This window comes from Zarconia navalis LEGE 11467 (assembly GCF_015207075.1).
Taxonomy (GTDB): Bacteria; Cyanobacteriota; Cyanobacteriia; order Cyanobacteriales; family Geitlerinemataceae; genus Zarconia; species Zarconia navalis.
In genome coordinates this window covers 1-11,530 of sequence record NZ_JADEXN010000107.1, presented here as the reverse complement: position 1 = coordinate 11,530, position 11,530 = coordinate 1, and the positions used below count along the sequence as shown (strand labels likewise).

At 50.1% G+C, this 11,530-nt stretch carries 8 protein-coding genes; 5 read left to right on the top strand and 3 right to left on the bottom strand.

Features of this window, described 5'->3' with window-relative positions; all coding sequences use genetic code 11:
- Positions 1 to 567: 567 nt before the first annotated feature.
- A complete protein-coding gene (locus tag IQ235_RS07800) occupies positions 568 to 723 on the top strand; it encodes a hypothetical protein (protein WP_264320918.1) in 156 nt (51 codons plus the stop codon).
- Here the strand turns inward: IQ235_RS07800 and IQ235_RS07795 are convergent, their stop codons facing one another.
- Entirely contained in the window at positions 724 to 3,921 is a 3,198-nt protein-coding gene (locus IQ235_RS07795) for a peptidase domain-containing ABC transporter (RefSeq protein ID WP_264320917.1), read from the bottom strand.
- A gap of 541 nt (positions 3,922 to 4,462) precedes the next feature.
- On the opposite strand from IQ235_RS07795, the gene IQ235_RS07790 reads away from it, so the two are divergent.
- From IQ235_RS07790 to IQ235_RS07775, 4 genes are all read left to right on the top strand, one after another.
- Positions 4,463 to 4,768 carry a hypothetical protein gene (locus IQ235_RS07790; protein ID WP_264320916.1) on the top strand — a complete coding sequence of 102 codons (306 nt, stop codon included), beginning with the start codon at positions 4,463 to 4,465 and terminating at the stop codon, positions 4,766 to 4,768.
- 478 nt (positions 4,769 to 5,246) lie between these two features.
- Entirely contained in the window at positions 5,247 to 6,638 is a 1,392-nt protein-coding gene (locus IQ235_RS07785) for a calcium-binding protein (protein WP_264320915.1), read from the top strand.
- A 405-nt stretch (positions 6,639 to 7,043) separates the two neighbouring features.
- Positions 7,044 to 7,787 carry a peptidylprolyl isomerase gene (locus IQ235_RS07780; RefSeq protein ID WP_319592558.1) on the top strand — a complete coding sequence of 248 codons (744 nt, stop codon included), beginning with the start codon at positions 7,044 to 7,046 and terminating at the stop codon, positions 7,785 to 7,787.
- 32 nt (positions 7,788 to 7,819) lie between these two features.
- Positions 7,820 to 8,725 (top strand): MvdC/MvdD family ATP grasp protein, encoded by a 906-nt coding sequence (locus tag IQ235_RS07775; RefSeq protein WP_264320913.1) that lies wholly within the window; start codon positions 7,820 to 7,822, stop codon positions 8,723 to 8,725.
- A gap of 482 nt (positions 8,726 to 9,207) precedes the next feature.
- Here IQ235_RS07775 and groL read toward each other — a convergent pair whose 3' ends face one another.
- Together groL and groES are read right to left on the bottom strand one after the other, a co-directional pair.
- Complete coding sequence (gene groL / locus IQ235_RS07770) at positions 9,208 to 10,842, bottom strand: chaperonin GroEL (protein WP_264320912.1); 1,635 nt, start codon at positions 10,840 to 10,842, stop codon at positions 9,208 to 9,210.
- Between the two features lie 125 nt (positions 10,843 to 10,967).
- Positions 10,968 to 11,279: a co-chaperone GroES gene (groES, locus tag IQ235_RS07765; protein ID WP_264320911.1), complete on the bottom strand. Its 312-nt coding sequence runs from the start codon at positions 11,277 to 11,279 to the stop codon at positions 10,968 to 10,970.
- Positions 11,280 to 11,530 lie beyond the last annotated feature (251 nt).

Here is an 11,530-nt window from a genome sequence, read left to right as displayed (position 1 = left end):
ATAAATCCGGTTTTCGGTGGAGGTGATCCAGTTGCAGAACCGATCCCACACATTGGCGCTTTCGCGCTGCTGAATGGTGGTTGTCATGATTGCTGTATGGTTATTTATTTTTCAAGGTTCTTGAAGGGCAGGCGGTATTTGCTTGCCTTCTATAACTAGATTAACGGCATTGTTGCTTTTTGTAAACCAATATGAGATTGGATAATAGTATCACTCTCATAGCTTTTACTTATGATATTGAGGGTTTTTGGACGAATGAATACGCTTTAGTTCCTGCTATAGCAAGGGTTTTTAGCGATAAATTCGCTCGAACGATCGAAGCCGTTTGCAACGAATTGTAAACATAATTCGCTCTCTTGACTGGTTCTAATGCATCTTATTTGAAATAGCGACTGGGAATGAGAGTCATGCAATAAGTATTTGCGATCGCTAAGCTTAAAATCTTTTGAGAGTAAGACTTCTAGAATATTAGATGCGTTTGCCCTGCTCTCCGGGCAGGGTTGTTGATTAGAAATGTTCGATCGGACTCCCCATGCACGCGCACATATATCTACATATCCAGGGGCGGTGCGCTTCGTACCTGAATCCACCCGACAAGTCGAAGCCTTGTGTAAGTCCTGTTCGATCGAGCTAAATTCTCCAAAAGCAACTTATTCACCTTCTGCCACTCTCCAAGAAGGCAATCGCCATCGAGATTACTGTTGCTGCGATCGCTCATCCTAATTACAAATCCAGTTGCTGTTGGGCCAGGTGGTAGTACAGTCCTTCCTCAGCCATGAGCGCTTCGTGATTGCCTTGTTCGACAAGTAAACCTCGATCGAGAACTAAAATCAGATCGGCGTTGCGGACGGTAGAGAGGCGGTGGGCGATAATGAAGGTGGTGCGCTCGCGACTGATACGCTCCAGATTTTGCTGGAACCGCCGTTCCGACTCCGTATCCAAAGAACTGGTGGCTTCGTCGAGAACCAAAATGCGAGGTTCCCCCAATAGTGCCCGAGCAATAGAAATCCGCTGCTGCTGACCCCCCGACAGAGACGAGCCTCGTTCCCCGATTTTGGTATTGTAGCCCAGAGGCATATCTTGGATGAAAGCGTGGGCTTCGGCGAGTTTGGCCGCTTCGATAATTTGAGCTAGGGGTACGTCTTCGGTGTACAGAGCAATATTTTCGGAGATCGTCCCAGAGAAGAGGTAGCAATCTTGAGGCACAACCCCCAACTGCGATCGCAACGATTGGGGAGAAACATGCTGCAAATCGTGACCGTCAACGGTTATGCGACCGTTGGTAGGGTGATACAACCCCTGGAGGAGTTTCACCAACGTCGTTTTCCCCGAACCGCTACGACCGACAATGGCAATGGTTTGACCCGGCCGCGCCTCGAAGGAAAGATTTTGCAGCGTGTTTCGGTCTTCATCCTCCGAATAGCGGAACGTCACTTTCTCGAAGCGAACCTCTCCTCGCAGCCGGGGTAACACCAACAAATGATTTCCGGGAGTTTCTTCCGGTTCCGTGGCAAAAACATCGTTGAGGCGTTCGACGGAAATCCAGACTTCCTGCAACTCGTCCCACAGATTTGTCAGGGCCATCACCGGACTGAGAACTTTGCCTTTCATCATATTGAAGGCTACGAACTGACCGATGGTCAAATCCCCACTAATCACGAGACTCGCACCATACCACAGCAGGGCAATTCCCCCAATGGCATTAATCAGACCGCTGATAATCTCCAAGCTGATGCCCAGTTTTTGCCCCTTAAATCGGACGTTGAGCTGGTGGGTAAACAAATCCTCCCAGCGCCAGCGCAACTCTCGTTCGGCGGCAGCGGCTTTGACGGTGGGAACCCCGGTGAGCATTTCCACCATTGCCGAGTTTTGGTCGGCAGCGGCGTTGAAGCGTTCCCTCGATAACTTGCGCAGGAACGGGGTGGCGATGAGGGTAAAAATCACCATCGGCGGAATCAGGGCCAGCACCAACAGCGTCAGACGGGCGTTGTAGTAGAGCATCAGCCCCAGATAGACGATGCCGGTGACGAAGTTCAACCACGCCAACATCACTTGGGAAATCAGGAACCGCTGAATTTTTTGGTTTTCCGAAACCCGCGTGGTGATATCCCCCACCCGGCGAGATTCAAAGAATTTTAAAGGCAAGGAGAGGGCGTGAGAGATGAAACCCGTAACCAGAGTGAGGCTGAGTCGGTTGGAGAGATAGGCGAGCAAATATTTGCGCACTCCGGACATCGCCATATTGCCAATGCCGAAAAGCAACGCTCCCAAGCAAAAGACAGTGAGAGCATTTTGACTTTTTTGCACTACCACCTGGTCGAGAATAATTTGGGTGAACAGGGGATTGACCAGGGCAAAGAGCTGCAACAGAATCGAGACGGCGATAATTTGCAAGCCCAAATTGCGGTAGGGCCACAGGGCGACGGCAAACTTCCCCAGGGAGCGTTGTTCGGTTTCGGTGGCTTTGAGGCGATCGGTAGGGTCGAGCAGCAGGGCATAACCGCTCCAGCTATCGAGCATTTCTTTGCGCGAAACCCATCGCTTCCCTTTGGCAGGGTCGGCAACCAGGACGCGGCGACTGGTTACTTTATAGATGACAACGTAATGAATGCCCTGCCAGTGGGCGATCCAAGGATTTTGACTTTCGGCGAGTTTGCTGAGGCTGGCGCGGACGGGTCGAGCCTGGAATCCCAGGCTTTCGGCTGCTTTGGCGAGTCCTTTGAGAGATGCACCCGATCGCCCTACCCCAGCGAGTTCGCGTACGAAATTAATGCTGAAGCGCTTACCCCAATATTGCCCGATCGCCGCCAAGCAAGCCGCCCCGCAATCGGAAGAACTTTGCTGCTGCACGAAGGGATATCGCGCCAGCACGTCCATCACCCGGCGGCCGATGGGTTTTGGAAAAACGATGGGGGCTTTTTCTTTGGCTTTCTGGGCTTGTTGGGCGGCTCCGGCTTCGTTCTCGGTGGCTGTGGCTGTGGGCGGAACCTGTACCGGGTTTTTCGGAGGGCGTACCACCTTGGGGGGGGAATGTCCATTTTGGGAGGCTTTCGTGTCGCTTTCGGAGGCTCCGGTCAAAACCGGGGCGATCGCTTTGACTTCTTCGATCGCCTCTAGGGGCAGGTGGTAAATCCAAACATCGGTGCGGGCGACCCAGCCGTTGGGGATGTTTTGGGGATAGCCCCACTCGATACCCGCACAATTGGGTGCGTCGGGTTGAGTGGGTTCGAGGTTTGCATCTTCTCCCACTTCGCACTCGATGCGTCCTCCCCGCAGCCAGAAACGGCCGGATTCTGAGGGCGTGGCAGCCGCTAAGGGGGTTCCGGCATCGAGGCGCGCTTCGGCAAGGTAGGGCAGCAGTTGCTCGATTTGATGGGTTTTCAGCGATCGGGCGTTGGTGAGGGTTTTGAAGAATAGCTGGCACTGCCGTCGCCGAGTGTCTTCTTGTAAGTGGTTTTGCAACGCCGGGATGCGCCCCAACCACCCCTGAAGTTTGGCGTAGGAAATACGGGCAACTCGAGCATCGCTTGCAGCGATCGCCCGATAGGGAACCACGGGAGATCCTCCTTCGAGAACGGAAAACCACTCGTCTCCCCCGCACCAATCTTCCGTTTCGAGGACGGCTGCGGATACGTCTCGCTGCCGCAAGGAGTCGAAACCGAGCAATCGCACCCGTCCCTCACACACGAGGTAGGCAAAATTTTCGGTGGAGTCAATGGAGAGTCGATCGTCGTTTGCTAGAAAAGGCAGGAGGAGTTCGTCGCCCAACTGAAGAGATTGGATTTCAAAGTCGGCGGCAAACTGGCTTGCCTCATTGGGTTGTGCCCCAATTCGAGTTAATAGATTGAGGAGGATGGGAAACGTCGGGGAGCGGTCCCGATCTCGTGGAGGAGAAAGTTTGGCACTAGTATCTTTACTCATTGTTAACGTCTTTTTTTAAATCGTGGTTTCAAGGGCGATTGCCACGTTGGCCGTAGGACGCGATCTCGATGTCCCTGGAATGCACGTCCCGAGATTTTCCAAAAAACATTCTGCTCCCCCCAGACTCTCTCAACCTTAAAGGGCGATGGATTGCGATAATTGCCATTTTGGCAACTTTGCCGATCTCGATTTCGGTATAGTGCTCGAGTATCGTTGTATCAGTCAACGATCGAATGCTCTTGTTTTTAACTGTTATTTAAAATTGTTACGCCTCTAAACAATTTAATATCAATATCAAACTACCGCGCGATCGCCCATATTGTGACAAGCTTTGCTTGTTGGGGTTCGCGTGTTTTTCTTTATTTATTATTTTCGATCGTCATATTAATGTATATAGCAATGCTTGAAAAACAAATTCAAACAAAATGCCAAAATGGCAACATCGATCTAGAAATTATCGCTATATTGAGTTCATGAGCAGCAGACAACTTAAAACTGCTAATCTAAATCAAAACACTCAGATTCCAAAAGGAGCAAACCAATGATTATTTCTGACCTAAACCACTTAGAAATCGTTTCCGAAGAGACCAAAGTTGTCGGCGGCTGGGGTGGTACCTTTGCCAACATCGATTTCGACAAAGATGTGAACATCGACTTCGATTCTGATGTAGATGTCGACATCGATATCAGCGGCGAAGCCAACGTTGACGGTGTTGTGCTGAATGCTGAAGCAAGCTTCACCATCGCCGGTCATTATGACGATGCTGCAGGTAGTGCTGAAGCCGGTGTCTTCGCCGAAGATGGATTCTACTCTGGCTTCGCCAACGCCTCTATTGGTATTAGCTAGTAGAAAGTTTAAAGTGCTATCGGTATAGCCGACCAACGAGCCTAAGCTATTCCGATAGACTGACCGATCTAGATCGATTAGAATTATCAATAAATCGCAGAAAGTTAAATCGATCCGATCGCTTTCTGCGATTTCCCTTTTAGATTTTTTTGAGTGTTTGAGTGAGATTTTAAGTATTGATTCTTTTTTTCGCTTTTTCTAAAAGCTAACTCGAAAGATAAAAAGGCTCGATCGAAATTCGTTTCTCTAAGTTTTTGAAAACTCGATCGAAATCTAAAATATACCCGATTCGATCGTAACCAGATCTAGCTCTGAAATCGTGCGCTGAATCCCGATCGCAAACTCAAAGCACGAGACCGTTATAAAAATCTTCGATCGGTTGCTTCCGAGCCAGCCTAGATCGCGATCGCCCATCGTCAAAAAGGATATCTATAAACCCTTTCTTGACCATTGTTGCATTCAGATAAGGTGCAGTATTATGCCCGAATCCAATCCATCAATTTCCGGCTCGGCCAGTGCGAGTATTGTTATCGACAATAGCGGTGCGGCAGCCCAAAGTAGTGCCACCGTAACTGATGAGAGTACTGGGGAAGTTCTTAGCAACAGTCGCGAAAGTACTTTCGTCCCCGGCGAAACTTCTGCCAGTGCCGGTGCCAACGCCAGTTTTTCTACCGACAACGGAGCTGCTACCAACGCCACGGCAAACGTTCCCGCAGACCCGGCGATGAATCCTCTCGGTAACTCGATGCCGGGCTTTAATGATTTTAATAGTCACGGCGGGGGTAACCCTAGCGATAATCAACCCCCCACTCCTGATGGAAGTAGCGGTGGAACCTCGAATATCAACCAGGAAGAGACAAGCACACCTCAAACCAGTAGCGGCAGCGCCGAAGCCAGCGCCAGTATTGATGAAAATGGGGTTCAAAGCAGCAGTAGTGCCAGTGCCACATCCGCGACGGGAGAAACGAGTAACAGCAACGATCGAGCCTCGGCACCGGTGGGTGATTCTGCTGTTGCCGGAGCGAGTGCGAGCGTTTCGGCTGACGACTCACCCACGACCCATGCCACGGCTGATACGAATACCGATACATCCAATGCAGAAATAATGCCAGAGGTGCTGCCACTGGTTCCGATCGTCGATAGCGTCCTTCTAGGAGATGGTGGAGATAATTCGATCGCCGGAACCTCGGGAAACGACCAAATGATGGGAGATGCCGGAAACGACGTACTTCTCGGCGGTAATGGTGCAGACGGTCTGTACGGTGGCGAGGATAATGACTACCTCAATGGCAATCAGAACCACGACTTCATCGATGGAGGAAACGGAAACGACACCCTGGCCGGGGGGCGGGGAAACGACGTACTTCTCGGCAGCAACGGAGATGATGTCGTTTTCGGCGACTTCGGTGACGACTACCTCAATGGCAATCAGGGAAACGACGTCTTGGATGGGGGAACGGGTAATGACACGGTTCGAGGCGGTCGCGGCAATGACGTTCTTTCTGGTGGTGATGGTGCCGATCTGCTCGTGGGGGATCTAGATGCAGATACCTTAACCGGGGGTTTGGGAGCGGATACTTTCGTGTTGAGAACCGATGCAGCCAGCGGCAATCTCTTGGAAGGGGATGTCATTACTGATTTTAATGCCACTCAGGGCGATCGAATCGGTATCGTTGGGGCCGTTTCGGACATCGTGCTAGATGTGTTCGATACAAACGGTGACGGCATTCTCGATACCGTCGTGGGGATGCAACTCGGGTCTGAAACGATCGTCCTTGGAAGCGTTTTGGGTTCTACCGAAACAGGACCGAGCATACTGACTCTCGATAATTTCACCACGATATCAGAATCCACGCTCGGGCAGATTTGAGACTGGTTCGCGTCTTGAAAATTTTAAGAACCAGGGGTCAGTCATACCCATTAGATTTTATTAGACTTTAATATTTATGGGATATCTCTATAACTATTAAATACTTCCTTTCCATGAAATTTAACGATTTAAAAAATCGTTAAATTTTGACTCTATATCATCATAAAAAGAGTTTAGTTTGATATAATATTGCTAACAAAACTAACAAGAATCAAGCAAAAAGCTAGACTTTCGATCGTTTTAAGTTAGACTTTCAATAAAGTTTAACTAATTTTTTATTTTATTTCTAAGTAATAGAAAAAGAAAATTAAGGTCGATATTTTTCCGCTGAGATCGGGATCGAGCACTTTGTTAAAGCTAGATTCTTGAATTCACCTTCTAGAATAAAAATAGATCGACATGATAATGACAACGGATATTCTTTCTACTTCGATCGAACCCGAAGATATTATTATTTCTTTGAAAAAAGAAACGAAACTTAAAAGTATTTATAACAAAATACTTTACAAAAGAATTATCATGCAAACTGCTCAAGAACGAGAATTGAGTATTTCTGATGAAGAACTGCAAGCAGAAGCCGATCGCATTCGTCGCGATAAACGATTGGAACGATCTGAAGATACTTTAGCTTGGCTGTCAGATTTGATGGTAACCGTTGAGGATTGGGAAGCGGGAATTCGCGATTGGCTGCTAGAGAAAAAGCTCGCAAAGTATTTATTTGCAAAAGAAGCTGAAAAGTTTTTCGTTCAAAATAAAATCGACTACGATCGCATCTTGCTCTATCAAATTATCGTTCCTTACGATCGCCTCGCCCGAGAACTCTTTTACCAAATTGAAGAGCAAGAAATTAGCTTTTATCAAGCAGCACATTTGTACGATATCGATGCTCAACGGCGACATCGATGTGGCTATGAAGGAGAAGTCGAGCGTTGGAGTCTCAAACCCACGATCGCTGCGGCAGTCTTTGGTGCCAAGCTAGGAGAGACGATCGGGCCCCTGCAAAGCGAAGAAGGCTATCATTTATTTCTTGTTGAAGAGTTTCTCCCCGCCGAACTCACCACTTATCACAAACAAAAGATTCAAAATCGAATGTTTAAAGAGTGGCTCGATAGCGAATTAAATTATTTACTTCATAATAGTAACGCTTAATCGTTAATGATTCGTCAAAACCCACATTCTAAATGAACGTTTTGATTTTGGGAAATGCCGAAGATGCCCATGCCAGACACCTGAAGCAGGCATTGACGGTTGCGGGAGTCAGAGTTGAGTATCTCGATACGAGCCAATTTCCGTCCGAGTTGCGGCTATCTTGGCAACCCGAGACGGATAAAGGGTCTTTGACCTTACCAAACGGCAGCCCATTTTCCTTGTCAGAGATTCACAGCGTATTTTGGCGAACCTTTACCGGGGTAGGCATTCGGGAAATGTCAGATGCTAATCGACATCGTATCGCCTTCAACGATTCCATGAGTACGGTGCGATCGCTCCTGCAAGCCATCCCCGCACGCTGGATTAACTCTTGGGATGCCTACCAGTTCCACAAAGAGAAACCGCTACAACTGCACGCCGTCGGGAAACTGGGGGTCAAGATTCCCGCCACTCTCATTAGTAACGACCCGCAGCAAGTCACCGCCTTTGCGAGCATCAATCATCCGGTTATTTTCAAACCCGTTTACGGCGGCGCGCACACCCAGTTAGTCAGCGATCGACACTTAGAACCCGAACGGCTCAAAGCGGCACTGAGTCTCTCTCCAGTTACGATTCAGGCTTATATCCCCGGTACGAATATTCGCAGCTACGCGATCGCCGATGAAGTCTATACCGCCGAAATTCGCAGCGAATCTCTCGATTTTCGCCAAGATCCCCAAGCCCAACTCATTCCCATCGAGTTGCCTGAATCGGTACGACAGCAATGCCTTGCGATTGCCCGAACTTTGAAGTTAGCCTGGACGGCGATCGATTGGCGGCGAACTCAGGCGGGAGAATACATCTTTTTGGAAGCCAATCCCAGTCCGATGTTCGTCCATTTTGAGAAACAGACGGGGTTTCCCATTACTCAGAAACTGGTGGAACTTTTGATTCAGTAATGGCAAGCATTCAGCTTATTGCGAGTTCCAAAATTATGAAAAAGTATAAAACCTCCCTGGTTTTCCCGGTACAACGGGGTATATACAGAGGGACAGTGGTGTCAACTTAAGGTGGGTTCTGCTTTGTCAATATCTCAATTATTGACAAAGCAGAACCCGGAATCGGGGGGTCTCCCCCCAACCCTCCGCCTTCGGCTTCGCCCTCCCGTCGGGGGCGTAACGCCCCCGGTCGCGCTCGCCTGTCGAAGTGCCCCCGCGTATAAGAGGAAGTCCGGTCGTCGACCTTTGTCTCGGGTCAAGACCGGGCGTTCAGGAGGATATCATTGACGCTTGACACGCGACCACATTGTTTAAGTTGACGCCACTGCACAGGGGGAGTATCCCTACCGATGGCGATCCGAAATATCTATACGATCGCCAAAAAAGGGAGACAGCACATTGCACCATCTCCCTTCAGCTTAATTTAATCCAACTTCAACGGCTTAGTAGTCGAAGTCGCCGCCCATGCCGCCACCGGCTGCCGGTGCGCCATCCTTGGGTTCGGGCTTATCGACGACGATGCACTCGGTAGTTAGCACCATTCCAGCGATCGAAGCTGCATTTTGCAGCCCGGAACGAGTCACCTTCGCGGGATCGACGATACCGGCATCGAAGAGATCGACAAACTCGTTGGTTGCCGCGTTGTAGCCGACGTTAAAGTCTTTTTCCTTGACGCGCTCGGCAATCACCGCACCGTTCTGTCCGGCGTTCTCGGCGATGCGCTTGAGGGGTGCAGACAAGGCACGACCGACAATCAATGCCCCGGTAAGTTCTTCATCGGTGAGGTTGCTATTGGCCCACTCTTCGAGTCCGGGAGATAAATGTGCCAGAGTCGTACCGCCGCCAGGAACGATACCTTCTTCCACCGCCGCTTTGGTGGCGTTGATGGCATCTTCGAGGCGCAGCTTGCGATCCTTCATTTCCGTTTCGGTGGCCGCACCGACTTTCACCACGGCCACACCACCGGCGAGCTTCGCCAGACGCTCTTGTAGCTTCTCTTTGTCGTAGGAAGAATCGCTTTCCTCCATTTGACGGCGAATTTGCTCGCAACGAGCCTTGACACCCGCTTCGTTCCCTTCGGCAACGATCGTGGTGCTGTCCTTGGTGATGGTGATGCGACGGGCCGAACCCATCATTTCTAGCTTGGCCGTATCGAGCTTCAAGCCAGCATCTTCGGCAATCACCTGACCGCCGGTGAGGACGGCGATATCTTCGAGCATGGCTTTGCGGCGATCGCCAAATCCAGGGGCTTTGACGGCAGCCACATTGAGCACGCCCCGCAGACGGTTCACCACGAGGGTGGCTAGGGCTTCTTTCTCGATATCTTCAGAGATAATTAAGAGAGGCTTACCCGAACGCGCAACTTGTTCGAGGACGGGAACCAAGTCTTGTACCAAGCTGATTTTTTTGTCCGTCATCAGGATGTACGGCTCTTCGAGAACCGCTTCCATGCGCTCGGTGTCGGTGGCGAAGTAAGGAGAGATATAGCCCTTATCGAAGCGCATCCCTTCGGTGATTTCCAGTTCGGTGGTCATGGATTTGCCTTCTTCGAGGGAAATCACGCCTTCTTTACCCACCTTATCCATGGCATCGGCAATCATTTGCCCGACTTCATCGTCGTTACCGGCGGAAATGGCACCCACCTGGGCGATCGCTTTAGAATCTTCCACCTGACGGGCGTGCGAGGCGATTTTGTCTACCAGGAAACCCGTTGCTTTGTCGATGCCGCGCTTGAGGGAAATAGCGTTGGCACCGGCGGCGACGTTGCGCAGACCTTCTTTGACCATTGCATGGGCTAAAACCGTCGCGGTGGTGGTTCCGTCTCCAGCGGTATCGTTGGTTTTGGAAGCGGCTTGGCGAATCAAGGACACGCCGGTATTTTCAACGCCATCTTCGAGTTCGATTTCTTTGGCGATCGTAATCCCGTCATTGACGATTTGGGGCGCGCCAAACTTCTTTTCTAGAACCACGTTCCGACCTTTGGGGCCGAGGGTGACGGCAACAGATTCCGCCAGTATGTCCATACCCTTTTCCAGGGCGCGACGAGCATTCTCGTTGTAGATAATACGCTTTGCCATAGTCTTTAGTTTTTGAGGATTGTGAGGATTTGGAAATGAAACGATGAGGGGATTAACGATCGAATATCGTTAATGTGCGTCGTTGTTATCGATCGCTCGCCGATAACTTGCGCTCGCAGAACTTGTTAGCTGACAATGGCGAGGATGTCTTTTTCCGAGAGGAGAACGAACTCATCGCTACCGAGTTTGATGTCCGTGCCAGCGTACTTGGAATAGAGAACCTTGTCGCCCACTTTGACATCGAGTTCCTGACGAGAGCCATCATCAGCACGCTTGCCAGGCCCGACTTGAACGATTTCTCCAACTTGGGGCTTCTCCTTTGCGGCATCGGGTAGAAGAATCCCACCGGCTGTTTTCTCCTCCGAGGCACTCACTTTGACAAATACGCGATCTGCCAGAGGCTGAACAGTGGAAACACTCAGAGATACGGCTGCCATATATAAATACTCCAGACTACAGGGTAAACTGATACTCGATAAAGAGTTTGTTGAGCGAGCACGTCAATCGTTTTTGTCGTCACCCGGCATCGCCAATCGATGTTGAACCTCACAAACTGGGTTTAGCTCGCGTCTCGATCGCAATATGCAACTCGGTCGGTACGTGAGTCCAAACTCAATCGATCGTGCTTTGGATTCTCACGCAAATCCATCGAATTAGCACTCTCAACTCCTGAGTGCTAATTTAGCTG

Excerpts from the sequence above, each read along its gene's own strand:
- IQ235_RS07795 (WP_264320917.1), bottom strand. The coding sequence starts at position 3,921 with ATGAGTAAAGATACTAGTGCCAAACTTTCTCCTCCACGAGATCGGGAC.
- IQ235_RS07790 (WP_264320916.1), top strand. The coding sequence starts at position 4,463 with ATGATTATTTCTGACCTAAACCACTTAGAAATCGTTTCCGAAGAGACC.
- IQ235_RS07785 (WP_264320915.1), top strand. The coding sequence starts at position 5,247 with ATGCCCGAATCCAATCCATCAATTTCCGGCTCGGCCAGTGCGAGTATT.
- IQ235_RS07780 (WP_319592558.1), top strand. The coding sequence starts at position 7,044 with ATGACAACGGATATTCTTTCTACTTCGATCGAACCCGAAGATATTATT.
- IQ235_RS07775 (WP_264320913.1), top strand. The coding sequence starts at position 7,820 with ATGAACGTTTTGATTTTGGGAAATGCCGAAGATGCCCATGCCAGACAC.
- groL (WP_264320912.1), bottom strand. The coding sequence starts at position 10,842 with ATGGCAAAGCGTATTATCTACAACGAGAATGCTCGTCGCGCCCTGGAA.
- groES (WP_264320911.1), bottom strand. The coding sequence starts at position 11,279 with ATGGCAGCCGTATCTCTGAGTGTTTCCACTGTTCAGCCTCTGGCAGAT.